The sequence below is a fragment of the Acinetobacter sp. ANC_7511 genome, assembly GCF_056779975.1.
This window is the reverse complement of sequence record NZ_JBWYIY010000008.1, coordinates 71658-97098: the sequence shown is the minus strand read 5'-3', so window position 1 is coordinate 97098 and position 25441 is coordinate 71658. Positions and strand designations below refer to the sequence as shown.

Here is a 25441-nt window from a genome sequence, read left to right as displayed (position 1 = left end):
AAAACCGCTCTTTTGAGCGGTTTTTTTATTTAAATCAATTAAGATTTATTACGTTTACGTTCGTTTTCAGTCAACCAACGCTTACGAATACGAATTGATTTAGGTGTAACTTCAACAAGCTCATCATCTTGAATAAATTCAAGTGCTTGTTCTAACGTATATTCAATCGCAGGAACAAGTGTTAATGCATCATCAGTACCTGATGCACGAACGTTTGTTAATTGTTTCGCTTTAGTTGGGTTTACAACCATATCGTCAGAACGAGAGTTAATACCAATGATCATACCTTCGTAAACTTCTAACTGAGGTTTAGCGAATAGACGACCACGGTCTTGTAAACTGAACAATGCATAGCCCAAGCATGTACCTTGAACCATAGAAATCAACACACCGTTTTGACGTTTTGCAACAGAACCTTGTTTCATTGGTCCATAGTGCGAGAAACTTGAGGTCATGATACCAGTACCTGAAGTCATGGTCATGAATTCTGAACGGAAACCAATCAAGCCACGTGAAGGTACAGTTGCTTCAATACGAATACGACCTTTACCGTCGACTTCCATATTGGTCATTTCACCTTTACGGTTACCCATTTGTTCCATCACAGCACCTTGATGCTGTTCTTCTACGTCAAATGTTACGTTTTCGTATGGCTCTTGCATTTCGCCGTCAATCTCTTTCAAGATTACTTGCGGACGAGATACACCCATCTCGAAGCCTTCACGACGCATGTTTTCGATCAATACCGAAAGGTGAAGTTCACCGCGGCCCGACACTTTAAAACGGTCAGGACTGTCAGTATCTTCTACACGAAGTGCTACGTTGTGAATCAATTCGCGGTCAAGACGTTCACGGATGTTACGTGAGGTCACAAACTTACCTTCTTTACCGGCGAATGGTGAGTTGTTAACTTGGAATGTCATCGATACTGTAGGCTCATCTACAGAAAGCGGTGGCAATGCTTCAACATGTTTAGGATCACAAATCGTGTCAGAGATATGAAGTTCGTCCATACCTGTTACACATACGATGTCACCTGCAGAAGCAGATTCAACGTCGATACGCTCTAAACCATGGTAACCCATGATTTTTAAGATACGACCGTTACGTGTTTTACCATCTTTGTCGATTACCGTTACAGGTGTGTTCAATTTCACTGAACCACGTTGGATACGACCAACACCAATAACACCAACGAAGCTGTTATAGTCAAGTGAAGACACTTGCATTTGGAATGGACCATCAACATCCACTGCTGGCGGCTCAACGATGTCTACGATTGTTTGGAACAACGGAGTCATGTCTTCAGCCAATTCTTCTGGTGAAGGACCTGCTACACCACGAAGACCAGAAGCATAAACCACAGGGAAGTCTAACTGTTCGTCAGTACCACCAAGGTTATCAAATAAATCGAATACTTGATCGATTACCCAGTCAGGACGCGCATTAGGCTTGTCAACTTTGTTGATAATTACGATTGGTTTCAAACCACGTGCGAACGCTTTTTGCGTTACGAAACGAGTTTGTGGCATTGGACCTTCTTGTGAGTCTACCAAAAGAAGTACACAGTCAACCATCGACATTACACGTTCAACTTCACCACCGAAGTCGGCGTGTCCCGGGGTATCCACGATATTGATACGGTATTCAGTATCAGTACGTTTATCTAACCATTTGATTGCAGTGTTTTTTGCAAGAATGGTAATACCACGTTCACTTTCAATAGCGCCTGAATCCATGACACGCTCGATCTCACCCGCGCGTTCACCCAAAGCACCTGATTGTTGTAAAAGTTTGTCGACAAGAGTCGTTTTACCATGGTCGACGTGTGCGATGATGGCAATATTACGGAGAGTTTTAATATCTGACATGTAAATTCGATACGCTTTAAATTTGAGGGCAAATTATACAGAAAAATCCTAAACTTTTATAGTGACTGTTTCTTTACAATTTCATTTTTTTTTGACGAATGGTTATGTTTCGGTTTTGTAAACGCATGTAACTCGATTAGAATGTCGGCACTTTCGCTTAATCTAGATGGTATAGACCATGTCTGCTCCCGACCAATCTCAAGAACCGAAACTCGATCTTGTTTATGGTTTAGACGATAAACCAAAACCGTTCATCGCTTTTCTCGCTGCCATTCAGCATTTACTTGCCATTATTGTTCCGATTGTTACTCCTGGTCTATTGATCTGTTTGGCTTTAGGTGTTTCTAAAGAAGATACAAACATGATCCTCTCCATGTCATTGGTGATTTCAGGTATTGCGACATTCTTACAAAGTAAAAAGGTTGGTCCTTTCGGTGCAGGCTTACTAATTGTTCAAGGTACAAGTTTTAACTTTATCGGTCCTATTATTGGGATTGGCTCAGCAATGGTTGCCGCGGGAACTCCAGTTGAAACTGTTATGGGTTCAATTTTTGGTGTCGTGATTGCAGGCTCATTCATTGAAATGGGAGTTTCACGCATATTACCATGGGTGAAAAAACTCATTACTCCACTTGTGACTGGTATTGTTGTACTTCTCATTGGCTTAACCTTGATTAAAGAAGGTTTAATCTCAATGGGTGGTGGTTACCAAGCGATGGGGAATAACACTTTTGCCAATACAGACAATCTCATTATGTCTTGTACTGTTTTGGCATTAATCATTCTCTTAAACCGCTTAAATGTTACATGGGTTAAGAGTAGTGCGATATTAATTGCACTGATCGTAGGTTATGCGCTAGCAGGCTTCATGGGCCATTTAGATTTTTCTGGCTTAGAAAATGCACCTTTGGTTCAAATCCCTACACCAATGCACTTTGGCTTAGACTTCTCTTGGAGTTTATTTATACCAATGGCATTTATTTATCTGGTTACTTCATTAGAAGCGATTGGTGATATCACCGCGACTTCTAAGTTATCTAATCAACCTGTTGATGGTCCGAAATGGATGGAGCGCATTAAAGGTGGTGTACTCGTCAACGGTGCAAACTCCTTACTCGCTGGTTTATTTAATACTTTCCCGAGTTCTGTTTTTGCTCAAAACAACGGAGTAATCCAATTAACTGGTGTAGCTAGTCGCCACGTGGGTATATGGATCGCCGCTCTATTAGTTATTTTGGGTTTACTACCAGCAGTGGCTGCCATCATCCAAGCTGTTCCTCAAGCTGTACTGGGGGGCGCTGTCATGGTGATGTTTGGGGCTGTTGCAGCATCAGGGATTAATATCCTTTCTGGTATTCAGCTTGACCGCCGTGCATTGCTTATTATTGCAATTTCACTTGCTCTTGGTTTAGGTGTTGCTCAAGTTCCACAGATTCTTGAACATATGCCTGAACTCATTCGTAATATATTTAGCTCTGGTGTAGCAACTGGCGGCATTGCAGCCTTGATCTTGAACTTCGTTCTACCTGAAGCAAAGAAATAATTTAGATTGAATCAAAGACTGCCCAGCATTGTCTGGGCTCTTTTATTCTGTGGAGAAATATATGGTTCCTCAAAGTGAAGTTGTTATTCGTCAACATAACTTTCTGAAAGGTCGAATATTATTAGTCAATGCACCAACTGATGACTTAAGCACTCAGCTCGATAAAAACATTCAGGCTTCAGTATGGACATGGAATTATAACGACTTTCTATTTTTCCAAAATCAAAATATTCCTGTTCATTTTGGGACGGATATCCCTGAAGCAGAATATGATCAAGTTATTGTTTTTGTGCCTAAAGCCAAAGAGCTTTTGAATTACTTACTACACAGTGTGGTATTAAAACTCGGTCTTGGTGCATCAATTTTTCTTGTCGGTGAAAAGAAAGGTGGCGTTGAACGAGCAGCAAAACAACTCGTTCCATTTGGCAAATGTGTCAAACTTGATAGCGCTCGTCATTGTCAAATGTGGCAATTAATTATCGATCAGACTCCTACGCCTCGAACTTTAGAAAATTGGGCTCAACAATATACAATTCCAACACCGAATGGCGAATTACAGATTTATGCTTTACCTGGTGTATTTAGTCAAAATAAACTTGATATTGGTACAGCTGTATTTCTCCCCTACCTCAATCGAGTGAGTTCAGGTAAAATCGCTGACTTCGGTTGTGGTGCTGGCATTATCAGTGCATATTTAGCCAAATTGAATCCCAAAAATCGTATTTTTGCGCTTGATGTGGATGCTTTTGCGCTCGCCTCCACCCGCCTAACATTTGAAAAAAATAATTTGTCACCAGAACAGCTCGAAATCAAAGCTGTGACTGGCATTGAAGATGCGCCACTATTTTTACATGCCATCGTCAGTAACCCTCCTTTCCACCAGGGTATATACACTGATTACAATGCGAGTGAGAATCTTTGTAAGACATCACGTCGCCATCTAAAATCTGGTGGTGAACTTTGGATCGTGGCAAATCGTTTTTTAAACTACCCAACTCTCATTGAGCAAAATTTTGGTCAATGTGAAACTTTGACTGATCAACAAGGCTTTAAAGTACTGTTTGCAAGTACTCAAAAGAAATCATAAGGAACTTTCGATGAGCGAAACCGGTCAACTTAAGCGAAAGCTTGGAGCACGCCATCTTAATATGATCGCCATTGGTGGTTCTATCGGTACAGGACTATTCCTAGCTTCGGGTGCAACAATTGCCAATGCTGGCCCTGGTGGTGCATTACTTGCCTATTGTTTAATTGGCGTAATGATTTACTTCCTCATGACCAGCTTAGGCGAACTCGCAACACATAATCCAACATCAGGTGCTTTCTTCACCTATGGCACCAAATATGTCGAAGGTGGATTTGGATTCGCACTAGGCTGGAACTATTGGTACAACTGGGCGATAACCGTCGCATTTGAACTTGTTGCAGTTCAATTCATCATGAAATTTTGGTTTCCTGATATCCCAGGTTTCTATTGGAGTGCCATTTTCCTTGCTATCGTTTTTGGTATTAATGCCTTAACAGTCAAAGGTTTTGGTGAGTCTGAGTTCTTTTTCTCACTCATTAAAGTTCTTGCCATAATTGCATTTATCATCATTGGAATTTTCATGATTGCCAAAATCATGATGACACCCAATGTTGCAACTTTCGCAAATTGGTCAAAGGGTGAAGCGCCATTTGTAGGTGGTTTGTCAGCATTAATTGGTGTCGCGATGATCGCAGGATTCTCATTTCAAGGTACTGAAATGGTTGGTGTTGCCGCTGGCGAGTCGAAAGATCCGAAGAAAACCATTCCTATTGCGATTAAACAGATCTTCTGGCGTATTCTCTTATTCTATATCGTTTGTATTTTTATTATCGGTACATTGATTGCGTATGATGATCCTCGTCTAATGCAAGCTGCTTCAGATGAGAATATTGCATTATCACCTTTTACTTTACTCTATGAACAAGCAGGCTTTGCTTTCGCTGCAAGTGTCATGAATGCAGTCATTCTTACGGCTATCCTTTCTGCCGGAAATTCAGGAATGTACTCTTCCACACGAATGCTGTTTGATATGGCAAAAAATGGAAGTGCACCCAAAGTTTTCTCCAAACTTGATGGTCGCGGTGTACCAATGAATGCACTTTATGCTACGACAGCAATCGCAGCATTATGCTTCTTGACGACATTTATTGGTGAAGAGGAAGTATTTAATTGGCTTCTGAATATGTCTGGTATGTGTGGCTTTATCGTATGGCTTGGTATCGCAATCTCTCATTACCGATTCAGGAAAGGCTATTTGGCTCAAGGATATAAGTTAGAAGATTTAGCATATCGTGCAAAATTTTTCCCTTTTGCACCGTGGTTCGCTTTTGTTTTGTGTGCAATCGTGGTGTTAGGTCAAAATTATCAAGCCGTACTTGATGGGGAGTGGATCGCAGTAGTCTCCACATATATTGGGATCTTCTTATTCTTAGCAATATGGTTAGTTTATAAGTTTAAGTACAAAACCAAGTTGATTGAATATCAAGATATGGATGTAAAACCGATTCAAGTCGAACAAGACTAATAAAAAAACAGCTCAAATTGAGCTGTTTTTTTTATTATTAGATTCTGATCTTATTGTATTTTTAAGGTTAAATTCACTCGACGATTCAATGCTCGACCCTCTTCTGTCGTGTTATCAGCGATTGGCTGATTTGGGCCATAACCTTGAGTCGAAATTTGTTTAGGATCAACATTATATTGCATCACCAATTCATTACGGACAGCATTTGCTCGCTCAAGTGATACTTTTTGATTCGCTGCTATAGACCCTCTATTATCTGTATGCCCATCCACTTGAAGTATAAAACTTTTATTCTGCGCCAAAACTTTTGAAGCTACTGTTAAATAAGGTTGATACCGAACATCAATTTGACGGGAATTGTGATTAAAGTAGAGCGGCAAACCTTGTTTTAATTCATTTAATATCTTTTGATCCAAGTCTTGTACACCAGTAGTTGATTGCATCTTTGTCGTTGTGCAAGCCGTCAAAGTTAAAGCAATGCATAAGCTTGCTATTAAACTATATTTCATCTTTATTCTCATTGTGTTGTTCATTATATTTTGTGAAATATATCACATTATTTAAAAAAGAGTTAAAAAAAACAGCTCCGAAGAGCTGTTCTTAATAATCAATTAAAGATTATTGTGCTGCTTGAGGTTGAGCAACTACTGTACGGCTACCAGAAATCGTAGCGAATACACGACGGTTCATCGCACGACCTTCTTTAGTTGCGTTGTCAGCAATTGGTTGATCCCAAGCGAAACCTTGAGTCGCTAAACGAGAAGCGTCAATGTTGTATTCGCTTACAAGAGCAGATTTCACAGAGTTAGCACGAGCTAAAGATAAACGTTCGTTCAACGCACGTGGACCAGTATTATCAGTGTGACCTTCAATACGAGCAGTTGCATTTGGATATTCGTTTAATTTTTCTGCTACTTTAGCAATTTCAGGCTTGTACTGATCTTTGATGTTAGACTTGTTCGTATCGAAGAATACGCGAAGTTCCATGTTAAGATCTTCAGTCAACTCTTGTGGAGCTGGTTGAACTGGAGCTGGAGCTGGTTGAACTGGAGCAACTTCTACTACTTCAGCAGCAGGCTTCAAGTGACCGCCTAAAACTACGTTAAGACCAGCAAGTGCTGTGTAGTTCCAGAAATCTTCGTCGATGTTATAAGTTGCACGAGCTTCTGTACGAAGAGATAGAGCATCATTTAAGCGCCAGAAAGCACCCACACCCGCATTACCTAAAGTACCTTCGTCGTCTTTAAGACCATTCATGCCTTCATATTCATACTTGTAATGACCAGCACCCAAAAGAACATATGGCTTGATCTTGCTATCATAGTTCTTAGTAATCAAATCAGAAGTAGCGTAAAAGTTACCATTGATTTGAGTTTGCTTATATTCAGCATCAGCTGTAGGAGCGAAATCAATATCACCTTTTACTTGGTTATATTCAGCTTCAAAACCCAACCATGGAGTGAGCTCAATACCTAACGCAGCACCAACAAATAAATCGTCTTGCAGTTCAGGACCACTTGTATTTTGAGTGCCAGTTAAATGATCGACACCATTGTTATGTTTAGTGTCTTGGAATGTGTAACCCACTAATAGTGGAGTAACAGTTACACCAGCATTAGCAGCAGCGAATGGAGCAGCAACAAGCATAGCAAGTGCGATACGACTCAATTTCATGGATATCCTCCAGAGATAACAATTGTTTTTCAAGCTCAGCCTAAAATAATTATGGCTTCCTGAGATAGGCTTTTTTATACCCCAGTATTTTTTTTAAGCTACTCATGTTGAATCATACAAACACTTAAAGTGAATTCCAAGTGTTTGATTACTTTAATCAAGTAAATTATTGACAAAATTACTTACAATTTCCGTTGTAATTCGGTAATTTTTTACTCAATTTATCTGCATGAATAACTTATCTTTTCATTTTTGGTATATTAACAGCATTCAAAGGTGATAGTAATCATTTTTTAGCACTTCAGCTTATAATATAACTTCACCAAGATTATCTATAAATTCAAATAATTAACAAATACTAGAAGCTTTAAAATGTATTCCTATTGTAAATCTCTTGCTTTTACCCTTTTAGAACTCATTTTCACGATCGTCATTATTAGTATTCTTGTGATGTTAGCACTCCCTCATTATCATGAATTTCGTGAAAATCAAGAAAGGGCGCAAATTCTTAGCACGGTACGGCAGGCCATCAGCCAAGCTAAAGCCAATGCTGTAAGTTACCGAAGCCCTGTGATTATCTGTGCTTCTCAAGAGTTAAAATCGTGTACGAACAGTCAATGGCATAAAGGGTTTATCATCTTTCTAGATCAGAATCACAATCAACAATTCGATCCTCACGAAAAGCTTATTCAAGCAACTTCGACAGATTACCAATATGGTGATTTCAGTTGGAAAGGTGGTGTTACCAGCAAGAATACGATCACCTTCCAACCAGACTCTGGTTTACCACGTGGATCAATGGGACATTTTAAATACTGTGCACATTCAAATAAATCAAATCTAATCGTTAGACTTTCAATGATGGGACAGACTCGTCTTGAAGAAACTAAGACATGTGAATGACAACTTATCAGTCACATTTTACACACTATAGCCAATATTAATTGGCCTGATATTACATATACTCAAGCTGTAAAACAAAGCTAAATAAACTGGAGAGAATAATGACTGATATCGTCATCCTTAATGGTGCACGTACAGCAATGGGCGGCTTTCAGGGAAGTTTATCAAGTGTGACTGCACCAGAACTGGGTGCAGTGACCATTAAAGAGGCTATCTCACGCTCGGGTTTGCTGCCAGCAGACATTGAAGAAGTCATTATGGGTTGCGTTTTGCCTGCAGGTTTAAAACAAGGCCCTGCTCGCCAAGCCATGCGCAAAGCTGGACTACCTGACTCGACAGGTGCAGTGACAATCAATAAATTATGTGGGTCAGGCATGAAAGCTGTGATGCAAGCAGCTGATATGATTAAAGCTGGTTCAGCAAATTTTGTGGTTGCAGGTGGTATGGAGTCTATGACCAACGCTCCTTACGTCTTACCTAAAGCACGTGGTGGTTACCGCATGGGTCATGGTGAAATCAAAGATCATATGTTCTTCGATGGTTTAGAAGATGCTGAAACTGGTCGTTTGATGGGCTCATTTGCTCAAGATATGGCCAACACTAAAGGCTATACCCGTGAGCAAATGGATGACTTTGCAATACGTTCATTAAGACGCGCTCAAACTGCGATTACTGAAGGTTACTTCAATGATGAAATCGTTCCTGTGACTGTTTCAACTCGTAAAGGAGATGTCATTGTAGATAAAGATGAGCAACCTTTTAACGCAAACATCGATAAAATCCCAACTCTACGTCCTGCTTTTGCTAAAGATGGTACGATCACTGCTGCCAATGCCAGCTCGATCTCTGATGGTGCTTCAGCCTTGGTTATCAGCTCATCTGAGCAAGCACATGCAAAGGGTTTAAATCCTTTAGCCAAAATTGTGGCATATGCTTCTAATTCACAACATCCGTCTGAATTTACGATTGCACCAGTCGGTGCAATCCAAAAGGTTCTCGATAAAACAGGTTGGAATGTCGCAGAAGTCGACCTTTGGGAAATCAACGAAGCTTTTGCAATGGTCACGATGTGTCCTATTGATGAGTTCAAACTCGACCCTGAAAAAGTAAATATCAACGGCGGAGCATGTGCTTTAGGACATCCAGTAGGATCTACAGGTTCACGGATTATTTTAACGTTAATCCATGCACTTAAACGCACAAGTGGTAAACGTGGTATTGCTGCGCTTTGTATCGGTGGTGGCGAAGCAACTGCAGTAGCGATTGAGTTAATCTAAATCTCCCCCCTAACCCCTCCTTGACTAAAGGAGGGGAAATCAAAAAGCCTCTACTTAGCTAGAGGCTTTTTTATAATCTCAATTCAAAGCATAACTTTGAATTATTAGACTTAAAGAATTTCTTTACGAAGTTGCTCTGGAGATTTCATTGACAATAAGCCTGGTGCAACGTCAAATGCAGTTTTCGCGCCATATTGACCCATTTGATTCATGCGGTAGCATGCACGTGCATAAGCCACAAGTACACTTGCAGTAAACTCAGGATTGCTATCTAATTTCAACGAAAACTCCATTACTTGAGTCTGCTCTGCACTACTATGACCACTGCGAATGACAAATCCGCCGTGGGGCATACGATTATGCTCGTTACGAAGCGTTTCTTCATCAATGAAGTTCACAGTCGTGTTGTAATCTGCAAAATAGTCTGGCATGGTCACAATCGCTTGCTTTACGGCTTCAGCGTCAGCACCATTTTCAAGCACAACATAACATTCACGAGTATGTTTTTCTTTAGTGGTTAATACAGGACGTGAACCACTACGAACTTTATCAATCGCATCTTGTGATGGAATAGTATATTGAACACCTGCTTTAACACCCGCCACACGGCGAATCGCATCTGAGTGACCTTGACTCAAACCCTTACCCCAGAAAGTATAGGTTTCACCATCTGGTAATAATGCCTCACCAAATAAACGATTAATTGAGAACATGCCTGGATCCCATCCAATCGAAATCATTGCCGTTTTTTTGTTAGCAAGTGCAGGCTCATTCACTGCTTCAAAAAACTCAGGAATACGTGCATGCGTATCAAAACTATCTACTGTGTTGAATTTACTTGCCAATTCTGGTGTTTGTTTTGGAAGATCATCTTTAGATCCACCACATAAGATCAACACATCAATTTTGTCTTGAAGGTCATTTAAGTCATCCATATGAAAAACTTTCGTGTCACTAAAGCAAGGAGACACTGATTCAGGTGCACGGCGTGTAAAAATTCCCACAAGCTCTAAATCTGGGTTCTTGTGAATTGACGTTTCAACGCCACGACCGAGGTTGCCATAACCGACAATACCAATACGAATCAAATTTTGCATAACAACTGCTTCACTATTTAAATGATGGCAAGATCACTAGACTGAGTACTAAACATATACCGCAAAACAGTCTGATTGAATGGAGAAAAACCCGCACCAAAAATGATCAAATGAATACTAACATACTACAATAAACTGCACTTTTTTGGAGCAAATTTATCATTTAAATCAGTGTTAATCGATCAATTGAATCATATAAAAAACCGCTGCACTAAAGGCTTTGTCGCTATATATTTCTGAATGAATTAAAAAATTCTGCTCTAAATAGACATTTGATTAAACTTTGACCTTCTATGTGTCATTTTGAATAGCGCTTAGGCTGAACTATGAATACCTAAATCTTGTTTCCATTAAATAAAAAAAGCTGAACCTAAGTTCAGCTTTTTTATCACTTAATAAAATTAAGCACCCGTTTGATAATTTGGTTTTGGTACAGCAGTCGACGCTTGATAAGGTTGAGTAAAGTCGTTTAAACCTGCCACTGCTTCTGCAATGTCTTTACCTTCTTTAATCACGAAAGTATCGAAACCTGCACGCTTCATGTAGTTCAACACGTCTTTGAATACATCACCTGTTGCACGAAGTTCGCCTTGGAAGCCTTGGCGACGTAACAATGCGGCAAATGAATACCCACGACCATCATTAAAACCTGCAAACTCAATAAAAATTGCATCAAGCTGATCAAGTGGGAATTCATTATTTTCAGGTGAAGCATCTACGGTTAGGTAAAGTGCTTTTTTACCTGAAACATTGGCAAGCTGGTCTAACTGCTCCACCGTTAAAACCACATCACCTTGTGGCAATACGCCATCTTCACCAATCAGTTGATAAGTATTGTCTGCAATCGTGCCATCCTTAGAGAGCACTTGTAGTGCGGTATTAAGCATATGCACGCTCCTTAAATGGTTGAATTCCTACACGACGGTAAGTATCAATGAACTCCTCACCTTCTTGACGTAAATCAAGATAAGTGTTCAAAATTTCTTCCACCACATCTGGTACTTTTTCAGCAGCAAATGATGGTCCTAAGATGTCACCGATTGAGGCATCATGGTCTGCATTACCACCCAATGTAATTTGGTAGAATTCTGCGCCTTTCTTGTCGACACCTAAAATACCAATATTACCCACATGGTGATGACCACAGGCATTCATACAACCTGAGATGTTCAAGTCTAATTTACCTAAGTTGTAAATCGTATCTAAATCATCAAAACGGCGTGAAATCGCTTCAGAAATTGGAATGGATTTCGCATTTGCCAACGAACAGAAATCACCACCTGGACAGCAGATAATGTCAGTTAAGAAACCAATGTGCGCGCGAGCCAAGTTATTCTTTTCAAGAATCGTCCAAAGCTCAAATAAATCTTTTTGCGGTACATCGACAAGGGCAATGTTTTGCTCATGCGTGGTACGCAATTCACCAAAAGTGTACTTATCTGCAAGATCAGCAATCAAGTTCATTTCTTCAGTGGTCACGTCACCCGGTGCAACGCCTGCACGTTTCAATGAAATTGTTACGATGCGGTAACCTTTAACTTTGTGTGCATTGGTATTGATGTTAAACCATTGTTTGAATTTCGGATGTGCAGCAAACAGTGCTGAGAAGTCTTCATCTGCATAATCTTGGTACGCAAATGGTGTGAAGTTCTGGTCCATTTTCGCCAGAGTGTCTGCATCAACTTTTAAAGTTTTAATCGTATGTGCAAATTCAGCTTCAACTTTTTCAGCAAAAACCTCAGGTGTTAAAGCTTTTACCAAGATTTTGATACGAGCTTTATATTTGTTATCACGACGACCGTGTAAGTTATACACACGAAGCACTGCTTCTAAGTAAGCAATAAGGTCTTCACGTGGCAACCACTCTTTGATCACAGCACCAATGATCGGTGTACGACCTAAACCACCGCCAACCATGATTTTATAGCCCATTTCACCCGCCTCATTGCGAACGATATACACTCCGATATCATGAAATGCTGTTGCAGCGCGGTCGATTTCAGCAAGTGCAGAAACTGCGATCTTGAACTTACGTGGCAAGAATGCAAATTCTGGATGGAAAGTTGACCACTGACGAATCAATTCGCATGTCGGTCTTGGATCTTCAATTTCACCAGCAACGACACCTGCATATTGGTCTGTTGTTGTATTACGAATACAGTTACCAGATGTTTGAATCGCATGCATTTGAACTGATGCCAACTCTTGCAACATGTCTGGCACATTTTCTAATGCTGGCCAGTTAAATTGAAAGTTTTGACGAGTAGAAACGTGTGCATAACCACGGTCATACGCTTTAGCGAGTTCAGCAATTTTACGAAGCTGTTTAGAGTTCATCAAACCATAAGGTACAGCGACGCGAAGCATCGGCGCATAACGCTGAACATATAATCCATTTTGTAAACGTAATGGACGATATTCATCTTCAGTAAGCTTTCCAGCTAAATAACGTTCCGTTTGATCACGGAATTGTGCAACACGTTCATTGATCAGTTGCTGATCGAAATCAGTATATAAATACATGGCGTACAGCTAGTAGTTTAATTTTAACGAAGCACAGCATAGCTTTTATTCATCTATCAATAAAATGCGTTTTTTACATATTTAATAGCGGTTTTATTGATATGTAATCACTCAAATCACTGATATATTGACAAGCTCTGGATTCTAGCACTTATTCCACATAAAGATTTTATTTGGCTTTTCTTAGCACATAAATTCATATAGATAGTAAATTTGTTCTTTATTAAAAATTATCCGATCGTGATGTATGTATTTTCCCAGTACCCTTCTTTAAATTGACCCTCAATCAATTGCACATAACGACCATGCACATGATCAATGGCAATACAATCATCAACGTCCAAAACCCGATCTGTATGCTGTTTTTGCCAATCTTTTCCAAAGAATGATTTTCCACGCTCTTTAGCCGATGCAGTATTTAAAGCTGGTACTAATACATAACGATGTAACTCTCCGAACTCATTAACGTGGTACCCACCTAAATTAATCAACCAGAGTTTCATTTCGTTTTCATTAGGAGCTGCATCAGTAAAATGGATTTGGAATTGCTGCTCATTATATTCCACTCCATTTACCTTCGCCCAAGCATCAATATGTAAGCCTTTCTGCTCACCAAACCAAGCATTTTTGAGTTGAGGATAGACTTCTTCTAGTGAATCCCCAACAGCCAAAACCACATCATGCACTTCAGTATTGGCACGTGCATGACGACCACCGAGCATTACAAGAAATAGGCTTGGCATGGTTGATTTCCTTTGGCTTTGACAAGACCATTAATCATACCTGAATTTGGATTTGCCACTACTGAAAAGAATGGATTGGCTGTGTTACTGATTTTTATACAGGTTTTAAAGATTAACCTGACCAATTCAACGATATTGGATACGTGGTGGCGACATGGATGTCCCCCGTTGAGCAGTATTACAAGAATGTAATATCTGCTCAACAGAAAGCCTTCGGTTACTTGGGCTTTTCCAAAGTAACGTAAAAGTAAGTCCATGAAATAGCTCTTCAAATCTGAATCTCAAATAGATTCACACTCCAAACTGCCTTACTTTTTTTCGGTAAAAGTAACAAAATCATTTTGTATTTCTGATGATACTTGCCTGTATCACAGAAATACAGACGACATCCATGTCGCCGATCCAAAAATCAAATTTTAGGAAAATGTTTTAGCTTTTCTAGAGCGCATAAAAAAAATCGCATCCAATGGCTTAAATGCGATTTTCTAAATAGCACCTCTCCCCTTACGAAGCAGTGCTTCTCATTCCAAAGGGAGAGACTTAAAGGGTGAATTACATTTCTACCATTTCCACGCCATCAATGCGTGCAACTGTCATTAAGTCTTTATCACCACGACCTGAAACCGTCGCAATAATAATTTGATCTTTAGACATCGTTGGAGCCAACTTAGTCACATATGCCATCGCATGCGAACTTTCAAGTGCAGGAATAATACCTTCAATCTTAGTTAAGTCACGGAAGCCTTGTAATGCTTCATTGTCATTAATTGGAACATACTCAACACGCTTCATATCTTTTAAGAAGCTATGCTCTGGGCCTACACCAGGATAATCCAAACCTGCTGAAATTGAGTGTGTTTCAATAATCTGACCTTGTGCATCCGACATCAGATAAGTACGGTTACCATGCAGCACACCAACATGACCAGCATTTAATGGAGCAGAGTGTTTACCAGTTTCAATACCGTAACCAGCAGCTTCAACACCGTACATTTTCACATCTTGATCATTCAGGAATGGATAGAACAAGCCCATCGCATTTGAACCACCACCGACACACGCCACGAGGGCATCAGGTAAGCGACCGGCTTGTTCCTGAATTTGACGACGTGCTTCACGACCAATGATCGATTGGAAATCACGTACCAATTGAGGATATGGATGTGGACCTGCAACTGTACCAATCACATAATAAGTAGAATCGACATTTGTTACCCAATCACGCATGGCTTCATTCATGGCATCTTTTAATGTTTTAGAGCCACTTTCGACAGGAACAACAGTCGCGCCCAATAAACGCATACGATATACATTCATCGCTTGGCGTTTCACATCATCTGCACCCATGTATACAACACATTCAAGCCCTAAACGCGCTGCGATGGTCGCTGTTGCCACACCATGTTGACCTGCACCAGTCTCAGCAATAATACGTTTTTTGCCTGATAACTTTGCCAGCAAAGCCTGACCAATCGTGTTATTTACTTTATGGGAGCCAGTATGGTTCAAGTCTTCTCGTTTTAGATAGATTTGTGCACCACCCAACTCCTTTGACCATCGCTCAGCATAATAAAGCGGACTTGGACGACCTACATAAAAAGCGAGGTCACGGTCGAATTCTGCCAAAAACTGTTCGTCATTTTTCATTCGGAAATACAGTTGCTCTAGATCTTCTAGTGCAGCCATTAGAGTTTCTGACACAAAACGTCCGCCATGGATACCGAAATGCCCTTTTGCATCAGGGTATTGGGTATAGTCAATCACTTGATCTTGTTGATTAACGGTTTGCTGATCCACGTTGGACTCCTTGCATAAAGCGTTCTACGAGTTGTTGGTCTTTTATACCTTTTGCGGACTCTACACCGCCGCTCACATCCACAGCATATGCTTGTGTTGTAAGAATTGCTTGCTCGATATTGTCAGGGTTTAGTCCTCCTGCCAAGATCAATGGAATATTTAATTTTGGAAATGTTGTCCAATCAAAGCTGTGGCCTGTTCCGCCCTTTAAATCTGGATGCCATGCATCCAACAACACAGCACTCGCACCAAACTTTTGATATTTATTGATTTCTTCAACGATATCCAGTTCTGGTTTTACTTGAATTGCTTTATACCAGCGGCGACCCACTGCTTGAGCAATTTGTTTGCACTGTTCTGGACTTTCATCGCCATGAAACTGCAAAATATCTAAAGGGACTTTTTTAAGTATGTTTTGGATCTCTTCGGCTGAACTATTAACAAATAATCCAACTGATTGCACATAAGCAGGAATCGCTTGAACCAACAGTGATGCTTGCTCAACATCTACGTGTCTTGGACTTGGTGGAAAAAACACAAATCCTATGGCATCCGCACCAGCTTGCACAACAGCTTGGACATCTTCTAATCGGGTAATTCCGCATATTTTTGCACGAGTTCGCATCTATTCTAGCTCTAATCCACCCTCATCATAGCCGATCTATCATTTTTGGGCGCTTCATTGTAAAGCAATTTTTTCATCTTGCGTAAAGTTCACTCAGAATATTCGGTGTGAAGATTGTTTAAATGAGAAGCGCTCTTTATACTGCGCTCAAATTGCAACAAGTCAAAGCAATCGCTTTAGGGAAGTTGGTGAAAATCCAACACTGCCCCCGCAACGGTAAAAAATGAAAAGCATTTCTCAATAGATTTCTGATTTTTAGAGATCTACACCACTGCATGTCATATGTGGGAAGGTGGAAATGTAAGTAATCCAGTTACTACATTTGAGTCCGGATACCTGCTTGTTGTGTTCTTCCACTCAATCATTCACGGGGAAGTGAATGTATGGAGCACGTTATGTCTATTCAATGTCAACCAACAGCTTTGGTTGGTGCAATCGCTATTGCGATGGGTTTTACTACATCAGTTTTTGCTCAAGAACAAACAACTTCTAATGCAACTTTAGAAACTATTGTAATCACAGCTACTCGCTCAGAAGAAAAGCTTGAAAACGTACCTGCACGTATTTCAATTATCCAGCCACAGATTCTCGAACAGTCACCAATTAAAGCTCTGCCAGACCTACTTAAAACAGATCCTAGCATTAACGTGGTTCAATCTGGCGGTTACGGTCAACAAACTTCAAGTTTTTTACGAGGCACGAATTCAAATCAAACTCTAGTGCTACGTGACGGCGTCCGCTTAAATACAGCGACAACTGGTGCTGCCTCGATTCCATTTTTAGACACCACCGATCTTAAACAAATTGAAGTTCTAAAAGGTCCAGCATCTGTACTTTATGGAACTGATGCAATTGGAGGGGTGGTTCAATTTGTCACGCGCACACCAGAAAAAACTACAGCTTTTATTACAGGTGAAATTGGTGAAAATAACACCTATAAATCGATTGTTGGCGCAGATTTAGCTGAAAATGGCATCTATGCACAAGTTCGAGGTCAAATATTAGAAACTGACGGTACGCCAGTATTTAATATGAATGATAAACGTAACTATAGCTTTGATCAAAAAGGTTATAGTGCCAAGTTTGGTATAGATCAAAAACGTTATGCTGCATCTTTAGATTTCAGTCAGAACTCAGGAAATGGGGAATACAACAACTGGGGTACATTCTCAAGTCAAGATTTTGAAAATGAAATCATAAATGCAAAGGGACGCATTAACCCAACTGATCAGCTTGAAGTTCATGCACGTTTATCCCAATTTAAAGATGATTTGGAGCAAGTAACTTCTAATAGTTTTGTACACAGTACGACTCAAGAGGCTGAGCTTTATAGCAAATGGAATTTTGTACCAGCCCAAAATATTCTAGTTGGTGTGACCCAACGTAATACTGAAGCTAAAACCGATGCATTAAACGAAGATATTAATTCAACAGGTTACTATATTCAGCATCAATATCAAGCCGATGGCTTGAGTACGCAAGCTGGCATCCGCTTAGAAGACAATGAAAAGTTTGGTTCACACACAGTCATGCAGGGTGCACTCAGATACCAATTGCTTCCTACAACAAGTATTTACACCAATATTGGCACTGCATTTAAAGCACCTACATTAAATGATCTATATGCCTATGGTGGTAATGAACAACTTAAGCCAGAAGAAAGCATTTCTTATGAAATTGGTATTGATCAAAAACTCCCACTTAATATTTCATTGGGTGCTTCTGCTTTCTATACCAAAGTTGATAATCTAATTAATTCAATCTGCGTCAGTACTTGTGATGGCGATTGGGTGAATACGTTCCCAACTTACCAAAACCAAAACGTTGATAAAGCACAAATGACAGGCGGTGAATTGACAGCACAGTGGACAAATGATCAGTACTTTATCAATGCAGGCTATACATATATCAAAACTGAAGATACTGAAAAAAATACTGAGTTATTACGTCGTCCTCGTCAATCAGTTACTGTTTCAGCAGGTTTACAAAATGCAAATTATGGTTTAAGTGCTTCGCTCGTTGCCAAATCAAAAGCAAAGGATTTTAGCCAAGATATTCCAGGATATGCTCGAGTAGACTTAAATGCATTCTGGAACCTTAACCCGCATGTAAAACTGTTTACCAATATTGAAAACGTTGGTGATGTGAACTATAAAACTGTTCACAGTGCTGGTGAGCAATATTATGTCAATGGTGGACGTTTAGCTTCTGCTGGTGTGACATTCAGATACTAAGCATTCTTTGACTCATAAATACTTTTGAGAATCATGTCATGCCTATGGCATGATTCTTTTCATATCTAGCACTTAAAAAAATTTAAAGGAAACCTCATGGGTCACCGTTTAAGTAAAATTTATACCCGCACGGGAGATACGGGCACTACCGGACTAGGCGATGGTTCACGTGTACCTAAAGATGATTTACGTATCGATGCGTTAGGTGATGTCGATGAACTCAATGCGACCATTGGTGTATTACGTTCGTACATTGCTTTAAGTAGCATTGAAGACAAAGCTCAATGGGATAAATCACTCAGTCTGATTCAACATTGGTTATTTGATTTAGGCGGCGAAGTCTGCATTCCTGGATTTAACTTGGTTCAACCAGTATGTATTGAATTTTTAGAAAATGATATTGATCGTATGAACGAAGCATTACCCATGCTAAAAGACTTTATTTTGCCAGCTGGTACATTAGTCTGCAGTTTTGCTCATCAAGCACGTGCTGTCTGCCGTAGAGCTGAACGTAGCGTGATGTCTGTTCATCAACGTGATCAAAATATCCAAGCCACATCATTACAACTTTTGAACCGCTTATCTGATTGGTTATTCGTCGCATCTCGTACCTTACAACGTGCTGAAGGTGGCTCAGAAGTGCTTTGGCAAAAGAATATCAATGAGACAATTGAGCCCTGACCTTAAAAGTGTAAAAAAGGTCTTCATGTTGATTGCCCCATCCACTTAAAATGCTTTTTTGATCAAAATTTTGATTTAAAATCGTCATATTTCATTCATGATTTAGCACTAAAATCACCCTGAAATTTCAGGGTGTTTTATGAAAATAATTGGTCATCGTGGTGCGCGTGGGGAAGCACCTGAAAACACCCTCGGTGGATTTCAATATATTCAAGATATTGGTATCCGCGCTGTAGAATTTGACGTTCGTCAACTCAAAGATAATGCGCTGATCGTGATGCATGATGATGACTTTATTCGTACTACAGGCCAAGCTAAACATTTATACGAATGTGATGAGCAAGATTTAGCGCAGTATAATCATGCCGTAACGTGGTCTGAATGGAATAAAGTCGAAGCTACACCGCTACTCGACCAAACCCTCAAAATTATTCATAATTTTAATCATATTGAAGTTGAGGTCAAAGCTGTTGAATCGATGAAGGCCGCAGAAAAGATTGTCGAAGCCTTAGATCAACAATTAATAGGCTTTGAAGATTCCGCCATTATCACCAGTTTCGATCCTAAAATTCATCAAGCCCTTCAACAGCAAAAATCAAGGTTTAAGCGTGGATTACTGGTTGAAACCGATATAAAGCATGCAGCCATTGATCAAGCTTTGAAATTTGAATGTTGTCAAATTGGTTGGATGAACGAACTTGCTACAAATGAGATCATTGCCTCCACACTTTCCGCAAATTTAAATATTAGTATTTGGACAGTCAATCATATAGATCGTGCTAAACAGCTTAAGGATTTAGGAGTTCAAGGCTTAATTACTGATTATCCCAAGTTAATGATGTCTCACCTATAATACTTTCAAATTCAAAAACTTATTTGATTATTTTTTCTAATTTATTTTTTGGAATTCGTCCAAAGTCGAATTTATACAATGATGTATTCTGTTACGGTTTAAACAATACAACTGTACAATAATGCTAGTGAACACATGTTCGCCCATGTTAGTATTAACGAGTCTAACCTCACAAATTTGTGAGTGGATTTAGTTTTAACCTATTAAAGGTTCTAGGAGTGCTGTTGGAGATGAATGCTCCCCTACCCAAAGCCCCAATCAACTGGATTGCAGTATTTGCATTGGTGTTTTTACCTATTGTCGCCGTTATTGCGATTCCACTTTATGCTTATCATCATGATTTCTCGCTTGCTGCGTGGATCAGTATGTTTGCGCTGTTGGGTCTGAGCAGTCTTGGCATTACCGCAGGTTATCACCGCTTATGGGCACATCGTGCTTATGAAGCGACTGTACCACTCAAAATCATTTTAATGATTATGGGAACCTTTGCTGTACAAAACAGCATTTTGTATTGGGCCTCAGGTCACCGTACCCATCATCGTCATGTTGATGATGTAGAAAAAGATCCCTACTCAATTAACAATGGCTTCTGGTACGCGCACATCGGTTGGATGCTACGCAACTATCCAGCAGCTGAAGCAAATTACAAAAACGCCCCTGATTTATTGGCTGACAAAATTGTCATGTTCCAAGATAAATATTACATCCCTCTCGTGATTGTCGTTCATGCCGCTATTCTTCTTCCTATTGGATGGGCAGTTGGTGATGTCTGGGGAGTATTATTGTTGGGTGGTTTAATGCGCTTAATTTTAAGCCATCATGTGACTTTCTTTATCAACTCGCTATGCCATATGTGGGGCAAACGTCCGTACACAGATGAAAATACTGCACGTGACAACTTTGTTCTTGCTATTGCGACTTGGGGTGAGGGTTATCATAACTACCATCATATCTTCCAATACGACTATCGCAATGGCGTAAAATGGTGGCAGTACGACCCAACTAAATGGTTGATCTGGACGTGTTCAAAACTAGGGCTCGCAAAAAACTTACGACGTATTCCAAGTTTTAATATTAAAAAAGCTGAGCTTGCAATGAAGTTTAAATATGCCCAACAAGATCTCGCTGTTTACGGCCATAACGTGAATGATGATATCGTGACAGTTAAAACAAAAATTGCTCAAGAATATGAAGCATTTACGCAAACTTTAAATGATTGGGCGAAGCTTAAAGAGCAAGAAATTAATGCCAAAAAAGCAGCTGTTGCTGAAAAAATTCACTTAATGGATAGCAAACTGAAAGTTGAATTCCAATTGGTTGAACAACGTTTATCTCATCATAGAGAGACATTGAACTTATTGGTTCGTAATTTAAAGAAATCACCAGTATCTGAATAACTCATTCAAGAGACTCTTCAGTTACTCCAAAGCTCCGTTGATCGGGGCTTTTTTTATTTTTTCGATACCATTTCCAATGTAGCAGTCACAGTTTTATGTATCGAATTTTGCTATAGTCAAAGTTGTTCATCACATTTTGAAAAATTATATGCAGTTCAATTCTCGCTATAACACACTACCCGCTCGACTGTATCATCATCAACAACCTCTTCCGCTAAAAGGGGCTAAACCTGGTCATTTTAACGAAGCACTTGCAGATGAGTTACTGTGGACTCAAGAAGATAAGATGAACTGGGTAGAAATCTGTAGCGGGCAAAAAACTTTTGCTGAGTTTGAACCTTTGGCGATGGTATACGCGGGTCACCAATTTGGACAATGGGCTGGACAGCTTGGTGACGGTCGCGGTTTACTCATTGCTCAAATCCTGGATCAAAATAACAACACGGTCGATTTACATCTTAAAGGTGCTGGCTCTACCCCCTATTCTCGGAGAGGCGATGGTCGTGCAGTGTTACGTTCCGTTATTCGTGAATATTTGGCTGGACACGCCCTCAATGCCCTAGGTGTTCAATCCAGTAATGCGATTGGTTTTGTATCATCAGATCAAGGTGTACAACGAGAAAAACTTGAACGTGGCGCGATGATGTTGCGTACGTGTGATACACATATTCGCTTAGGTCACTTTGAGTGGATTAATCAATTTCAGCCAGATCTACTGCAAGAATTTACACAAAAGTGCATTGAATGGCACTACCCTGAATGTTTGGAGACAGAACAACCTGTTCTTTCTTTTGCAACTCAAGTCATTCAACGTACTGCGATCATGATCGCCAAGTGGCAACTGATTGGTTTTGCGCACGGGGTCATGAATACTGACAACCTGAATATTACCGGCTCAACTTTAGATTTCGGACCTTATGGTTTTATGGAGCGTTTCCGTCCTAATTGGATCAACAATCATTCTGATTACCAAGGACGCTATACGTATCAGAACCAACCGAGTATCGGGCACTGGAATTTATGGACTTGGTTAAATAGTCTCATTCATCTTTGTCCAGAAAATTATGATCGAGAGCAATGGAAACAAGACTTGTCTTACTGTTTAGAGCACTATGAACCAACGTTCCTGGAACACTATAAACTTGGTTTAAGTCAAAAAATGGGATTACCAAGTTTTCATAAAGATAGCTTTGATTGTGGTATGGCTTTTCTACATATTTTACAAACAGAACAACTTGATTACACCCAAAGTTTTATTCGTTTACAGAATAAAGCGTATGAACAAATCAAAGATGATTGCCTTGATCGTATCGCATTTGAGCGGTTTCTTCACCAATATCTCTCAATACGGGAAAATCAAGACACTGACGATCTCGATCAAGCGATGTTAACAGCCAATCCACACTACGTTCTACGAAACCATATGGCACAGAAAGCAATTGAACTTGCTGAACGTGATGATTTCTCTGAAGTTGATCGCTTGTTCAAACTTCTTCAAACACCATACACCAAACAAGAACATCTTGAACAACCAGAAGACTTAGGCCCTTTAGCTAGCGACGTCCCTGAAATTCAAGTCAGTTGTTCATCATAAGTTATTCACAAACCTCTCTCATTCTGTGGATAATTTAATCATTATCCACAATACCCATTCGTTTTTACTATGCATTTACATCAATTGGCAGCATCACAAGCTTTAAAACTTCCTGAAGTCACTGTCAGTCAACCGTTTGGTGAGGGATGTGATGTTTATAAAATTATGGATAAAGTCTTTTTGCTCGCATTTCATTTACAAGGCAAAGCTGCGATTAATTTAAAAGTCGAACCAGATCGTGGACATATGTTAAAAGATATTTATCCTTATATTCGATCTGGATGGCACATGAATAAACGACACTGGGTTTCAATCTATGATGAATCTGAATTGGATGAAGAGCTTATCAAAGATTTGATCTCCAACTCCTATAATCTTGTGGTATCGAACCTTAAAAAAGCCGAACAAAAGCATATCGCTTTACTCAGAGTCATTTGAATAAAGTTAAAAATTGCTTTTCTATAACAATAATTACGCTAAATTAATAAATAGTAGTAATACGAAAAACTTATTCTATATTTGGGTTATATCATTACAACTCTATGAGTACGATATTCATTATGGATATAGAACAACTTTTTGGATTATCAACTCAGATGATCTTAGAGCTAAAACAAGAAATTATTAATAGTGACATTATCGATTGTGGGCCGCGTTTGGACTTAGTTAAACAATGTATTTACATCTCATTTGAGCATGGGCTTGGAGTAAGTGGTTTATTATCTTCAAATCTACCAACACAAGCTATGATTCTACTTAGATCACAATTTGAAGCTGTAGTCAGAGCATATTGGTTATTATTTCTTGCAAGTAATCATCAAATATCAAAATTGCAATTTAGTTACACATTTGAAGAGCAATTTGAATTCGACACATGTCCAATGATTTCTGAAATGCTTGATAAGCTTGGTGCTTCAAACTTACCTGCTCAGCCAATAATTCAGACCCTTTGTGATTTCAAAAAATATCATTTGAAGCAACTTAACTCCATAGTACATACTGGAAAACAGTCATTTACTAGAGATGTTATGGGATATGAAGAGGAGATGCTGATCACCTTGATGCGCCAATCAAATAACTTAATAACCGTAGCTGCACAGATAATGTTAAAGCACACAGTTCCTGATAAACAAAAATATATTAGTGTTTTGATCGAAAAATATAGATATTGCTTTTATATGGTTGATGATGTTGATCCTATAGTAAAAGCTAGAGTCGAAGCTTACTTTAAATAAAAATACGATAGCCACCTCTAATAAGCTCATATCCTAACAAAGTTACATGAAAGTTGCATATGAAATGGCCAATTGTAGAGACCCTAACCAAAACCAACGCACCAAAAAAAAGCGAACTTCTAGATTCGCTTTTTTATCACAAAGAATCAATCTTCAGGATATTCGAAACGATATCCCACCCCATAAACAGCTTGAACCCATTCATGGCGATTACCTGTTTCCGCGGCATCCGAGATTTTACGGCGCAAGTTTTTGATATGGCTATCAATCACACGATCTGCCACTTCAAAACTGTCTGGGTTGATATGATCCAATAATTGCGCACGAGAGTACACCTGACCTACGTGTTCTAAAAATAATTCAAGAAGTCGAAATTCTGTAGGTGTCAAATTTAAAGATTTGTTTTGATACCAAATTCGTTGTTGACCTTTGTCCATACGGAATAAATTATTTTCTTCAGGTTCTGCTTTACGATCTAAACGTCGCAACACTGCTTGAACACGAGCAACTAACTCTTTAGGGCTAAATGGTTTACAAACATAATCATCCGCCCCCATATTCAAACCAAGTACACGATCAATCTCTTCCGTTCGTGCTGTCACCATGATAATAGGCAAATCAGACTGCTCACGGACTTTACGGGTGATCGTGAGACCATCCATACGAGGTACCATCAAATCTAAAACCATTAGACTTGGTTTACGTTGTAAAAAGCTATCATAAGCCTCTTGACCATCGTGAAACATACTGACTTCAAAGCCAGCTGCTTCAAGATAATCTCGCACCAATTGAGCAAGTTCTACTTCATCTTCAACCAGCATCACATGTTTCATATGTCACCC

At 39.6% G+C, this 25441-nt stretch carries 23 protein-coding genes and 1 riboswitch; of the genes, 12 read left to right on the top strand and 11 right to left on the bottom strand.

The features are described from left to right. Window positions 1-38 precede the first annotated feature (38 nt). Window positions 39-1871, bottom strand: coding sequence for a translational GTPase TypA (typA, locus tag AC1M9L_RS07005; RefSeq protein ID WP_035270590.1), 1833 nt, complete (start codon window positions 1869-1871; stop codon window positions 39-41). A 178-nt stretch (window positions 1872-2049) separates the two neighbouring features. Here typA and AC1M9L_RS07000 point away from each other — a divergent pair, with 178 nt between their 5' ends. The 3 genes from AC1M9L_RS07000 (at window position 2050) to AC1M9L_RS06990 (ending at window position 5966) form a co-directional block, all read left to right on the top strand. Next, window positions 2050-3414: a uracil-xanthine permease family protein gene (locus AC1M9L_RS07000; RefSeq protein ID WP_035270592.1), complete on the top strand. Its 1365-nt coding sequence runs from the start codon at window positions 2050-2052 to the stop codon at window positions 3412-3414. Window positions 3415-3475: 61 nt separating this feature from the next. Beyond that, window positions 3476-4501, top strand: a complete 1026-nt coding sequence (locus tag AC1M9L_RS06995; protein WP_481591721.1) for a methyltransferase — start codon at window positions 3476-3478, stop codon at window positions 4499-4501. A gap of 10 nt (window positions 4502-4511) precedes the next feature. Further along, complete coding sequence (locus AC1M9L_RS06990; RefSeq protein WP_180028290.1) at window positions 4512-5966, top strand: amino acid permease; 1455 nt, start codon at window positions 4512-4514, stop codon at window positions 5964-5966. A 50-nt stretch (window positions 5967-6016) separates the two neighbouring features. On the opposite strand, the gene AC1M9L_RS06985 is transcribed toward AC1M9L_RS06990, so the two are convergent. Then, window positions 6017-6475, bottom strand: coding sequence for an OmpA family protein (locus AC1M9L_RS06985; RefSeq protein ID WP_481591720.1), 459 nt, complete (start codon window positions 6473-6475; stop codon window positions 6017-6019). A gap of 109 nt (window positions 6476-6584) precedes the next feature. Further along, a complete protein-coding gene (gene omp38 / locus AC1M9L_RS06980; RefSeq protein WP_481591719.1) occupies window positions 6585-7640 on the bottom strand; it encodes an outer membrane protein Omp38 in 1056 nt (351 codons plus the stop codon). 372 nt (window positions 7641-8012) lie between these two features. Between omp38 and AC1M9L_RS06975 the strand changes: the two genes are divergently transcribed. Both AC1M9L_RS06975 and AC1M9L_RS06970 read left to right on the top strand, forming a co-directional pair. Continuing rightward, on the top strand, window positions 8013-8543 hold the full coding sequence (locus AC1M9L_RS06975) for a GspH/FimT family pseudopilin (RefSeq protein ID WP_481591718.1): 531 nt from the start codon (window positions 8013-8015) through the stop codon (window positions 8541-8543). 101 nt (window positions 8544-8644) lie between these two features. After that, a complete protein-coding gene (locus AC1M9L_RS06970) occupies window positions 8645-9820 on the top strand; it encodes a thiolase family protein (RefSeq protein ID WP_481591717.1) in 1176 nt (391 codons plus the stop codon). 110 nt (window positions 9821-9930) lie between these two features. Here AC1M9L_RS06970 and AC1M9L_RS06965 read toward each other — a convergent pair whose 3' ends face one another. The 7 genes from AC1M9L_RS06965 to AC1M9L_RS06935 form a co-directional block, all read right to left on the bottom strand. Next, the gene (locus AC1M9L_RS06965; protein ID WP_481591716.1) at window positions 9931-10917 is read right to left on the bottom strand and encodes a diaminopimelate dehydrogenase; all 987 of its coding nucleotides are present in this window, start codon (window positions 10915-10917) and stop codon (window positions 9931-9933) included. A gap of 401 nt (window positions 10918-11318) precedes the next feature. Further along, a complete protein-coding gene (locus tag AC1M9L_RS06960; RefSeq protein WP_481591715.1) occupies window positions 11319-11804 on the bottom strand; it encodes a DUF934 domain-containing protein in 486 nt (161 codons plus the stop codon). Beyond that, window positions 11797-13440 (bottom strand): nitrite/sulfite reductase, encoded by a 1644-nt coding sequence (locus tag AC1M9L_RS06955; protein WP_481591714.1) that lies wholly within the window; start codon window positions 13438-13440, stop codon window positions 11797-11799. Before AC1M9L_RS06955 ends, AC1M9L_RS06960 begins: the two co-directional genes overlap by 8 nt. Before the next feature lie 230 nt (window positions 13441-13670). Then, a complete protein-coding gene (locus tag AC1M9L_RS06950; RefSeq protein WP_481591713.1) occupies window positions 13671-14183 on the bottom strand; it encodes a DUF1543 domain-containing protein in 513 nt (170 codons plus the stop codon). After that, on the bottom strand, window positions 14162-14440 hold the full coding sequence (locus tag AC1M9L_RS06945; RefSeq protein ID WP_481591712.1) for a hypothetical protein: 279 nt from the start codon (window positions 14438-14440) through the stop codon (window positions 14162-14164). Before AC1M9L_RS06945 ends, AC1M9L_RS06950 begins: the two co-directional genes overlap by 22 nt. Window positions 14441-14735: 295 nt before the next feature. Beyond that, complete coding sequence (trpB, locus tag AC1M9L_RS06940; RefSeq protein WP_035265544.1) at window positions 14736-15980, bottom strand: tryptophan synthase subunit beta; 1245 nt, start codon at window positions 15978-15980, stop codon at window positions 14736-14738. Beyond that, complete coding sequence (locus tag AC1M9L_RS06935) at window positions 15961-16605, bottom strand: phosphoribosylanthranilate isomerase (RefSeq protein WP_481591711.1); 645 nt, start codon at window positions 16603-16605, stop codon at window positions 15961-15963. The genes trpB and AC1M9L_RS06935 overlap by 20 nt, the downstream gene beginning before the upstream one ends. Window positions 16606-16747: 142 nt before the next feature. Then, window positions 16748-16963: riboswitch (cobalamin riboswitch) on the top strand. A 37-nt stretch (window positions 16964-17000) separates the two neighbouring features. Between AC1M9L_RS06935 and AC1M9L_RS06930 the strand changes: the two genes are divergently transcribed. From AC1M9L_RS06930 to AC1M9L_RS06900, 7 genes are all read left to right on the top strand, one after another. Beyond that, entirely contained in the window at window positions 17001-18839 is a 1839-nt protein-coding gene (locus tag AC1M9L_RS06930; protein ID WP_481591710.1) for a TonB-dependent receptor plug domain-containing protein, read from the top strand. 96 nt (window positions 18840-18935) lie between these two features. Further along, a complete protein-coding gene (locus tag AC1M9L_RS06925; protein ID WP_481591709.1) occupies window positions 18936-19520 on the top strand; it encodes a cob(I)yrinic acid a,c-diamide adenosyltransferase in 585 nt (194 codons plus the stop codon). Window positions 19521-19659: 139 nt separating this feature from the next. Next, the gene (locus tag AC1M9L_RS06920; protein ID WP_180028285.1) at window positions 19660-20373 is read left to right on the top strand and encodes a glycerophosphodiester phosphodiesterase; all 714 of its coding nucleotides are present in this window, start codon (window positions 19660-19662) and stop codon (window positions 20371-20373) included. 230 nt (window positions 20374-20603) lie between these two features. Further along, window positions 20604-21770, top strand: a complete 1167-nt coding sequence (locus AC1M9L_RS06915) for an acyl-CoA desaturase (protein ID WP_035265557.1) — start codon at window positions 20604-20606, stop codon at window positions 21768-21770. A 148-nt stretch (window positions 21771-21918) separates the two neighbouring features. Further along, window positions 21919-23364, top strand: a complete 1446-nt coding sequence (locus tag AC1M9L_RS06910) for a protein adenylyltransferase SelO (RefSeq protein ID WP_481591708.1) — start codon at window positions 21919-21921, stop codon at window positions 23362-23364. Window positions 23365-23433: 69 nt separating this feature from the next. Continuing rightward, window positions 23434-23802: an MmcQ/YjbR family DNA-binding protein gene (locus AC1M9L_RS06905; RefSeq protein WP_481591707.1), complete on the top strand. Its 369-nt coding sequence runs from the start codon at window positions 23434-23436 to the stop codon at window positions 23800-23802. A 122-nt stretch (window positions 23803-23924) separates the two neighbouring features. Then, window positions 23925-24599 carry a DUF6988 family protein gene (locus tag AC1M9L_RS06900; protein ID WP_481591706.1) on the top strand — a complete coding sequence of 225 codons (675 nt, stop codon included), beginning with the start codon at window positions 23925-23927 and terminating at the stop codon, window positions 24597-24599. A 146-nt stretch (window positions 24600-24745) separates the two neighbouring features. Here the strand turns inward: AC1M9L_RS06900 and AC1M9L_RS06895 are convergent, their stop codons facing one another. Next, on the bottom strand, window positions 24746-25432 hold the full coding sequence (locus AC1M9L_RS06895) for a response regulator (protein WP_092767563.1): 687 nt from the start codon (window positions 25430-25432) through the stop codon (window positions 24746-24748). Window positions 25433-25441: the final 9 nt, after the last annotated feature.

Bases quoted from the DNA above. Each gene is read 5' to 3' on its own strand.
- AC1M9L_RS06985 (WP_481591720.1), bottom strand. From the start codon at position 6,475: ATGAAATATAGTTTAATAGCAAGCTTATGCATTGCTTTAACTTTGACG.
- typA (WP_035270590.1), bottom strand. From the start codon at position 1,871: ATGTCAGATATTAAAACTCTCCGTAATATTGCCATCATCGCACACGTC.
- AC1M9L_RS06905 (WP_481591707.1), top strand. From the start codon at position 23,434: ATGCATTTACATCAATTGGCAGCATCACAAGCTTTAAAACTTCCTGAA.
- AC1M9L_RS06920 (WP_180028285.1), top strand. From the start codon at position 19,660: ATGAAAATAATTGGTCATCGTGGTGCGCGTGGGGAAGCACCTGAAAAC.
- AC1M9L_RS06915 (WP_035265557.1), top strand. From the start codon at position 20,604: ATGAATGCTCCCCTACCCAAAGCCCCAATCAACTGGATTGCAGTATTT.
- AC1M9L_RS06945 (WP_481591712.1), bottom strand. From the start codon at position 14,440: ATGGACTTACTTTTACGTTACTTTGGAAAAGCCCAAGTAACCGAAGGC.
- AC1M9L_RS06935 (WP_481591711.1), bottom strand. From the start codon at position 16,605: ATGCGAACTCGTGCAAAAATATGCGGAATTACCCGATTAGAAGATGTC.
- AC1M9L_RS06995 (WP_481591721.1), top strand. From the start codon at position 3,476: ATGGTTCCTCAAAGTGAAGTTGTTATTCGTCAACATAACTTTCTGAAA.
- AC1M9L_RS07000 (WP_035270592.1), top strand. From the start codon at position 2,050: ATGTCTGCTCCCGACCAATCTCAAGAACCGAAACTCGATCTTGTTTAT.
- AC1M9L_RS06900 (WP_481591706.1), top strand. From the start codon at position 23,925: ATGGATATAGAACAACTTTTTGGATTATCAACTCAGATGATCTTAGAG.
- AC1M9L_RS06955 (WP_481591714.1), bottom strand. From the start codon at position 13,440: ATGTATTTATATACTGATTTCGATCAGCAACTGATCAATGAACGTGTT.
- AC1M9L_RS06910 (WP_481591708.1), top strand. From the start codon at position 21,919: ATGCAGTTCAATTCTCGCTATAACACACTACCCGCTCGACTGTATCAT.
- AC1M9L_RS06990 (WP_180028290.1), top strand. From the start codon at position 4,512: ATGAGCGAAACCGGTCAACTTAAGCGAAAGCTTGGAGCACGCCATCTT.
- AC1M9L_RS06975 (WP_481591718.1), top strand. From the start codon at position 8,013: ATGTATTCCTATTGTAAATCTCTTGCTTTTACCCTTTTAGAACTCATT.
- AC1M9L_RS06970 (WP_481591717.1), top strand. From the start codon at position 8,645: ATGACTGATATCGTCATCCTTAATGGTGCACGTACAGCAATGGGCGGC.
- AC1M9L_RS06950 (WP_481591713.1), bottom strand. From the start codon at position 14,183: ATGCCAAGCCTATTTCTTGTAATGCTCGGTGGTCGTCATGCACGTGCC.
- AC1M9L_RS06930 (WP_481591710.1), top strand. From the start codon at position 17,001: ATGTCTATTCAATGTCAACCAACAGCTTTGGTTGGTGCAATCGCTATT.
- omp38 (WP_481591719.1), bottom strand. From the start codon at position 7,640: ATGAAATTGAGTCGTATCGCACTTGCTATGCTTGTTGCTGCTCCATTC.
- AC1M9L_RS06895 (WP_092767563.1), bottom strand. From the start codon at position 25,432: ATGAAACATGTGATGCTGGTTGAAGATGAAGTAGAACTTGCTCAATTG.
- AC1M9L_RS06925 (WP_481591709.1), top strand. From the start codon at position 18,936: ATGGGTCACCGTTTAAGTAAAATTTATACCCGCACGGGAGATACGGGC.
- AC1M9L_RS06965 (WP_481591716.1), bottom strand. From the start codon at position 10,917: ATGCAAAATTTGATTCGTATTGGTATTGTCGGTTATGGCAACCTCGGT.
- AC1M9L_RS06960 (WP_481591715.1), bottom strand. From the start codon at position 11,804: ATGCTTAATACCGCACTACAAGTGCTCTCTAAGGATGGCACGATTGCA.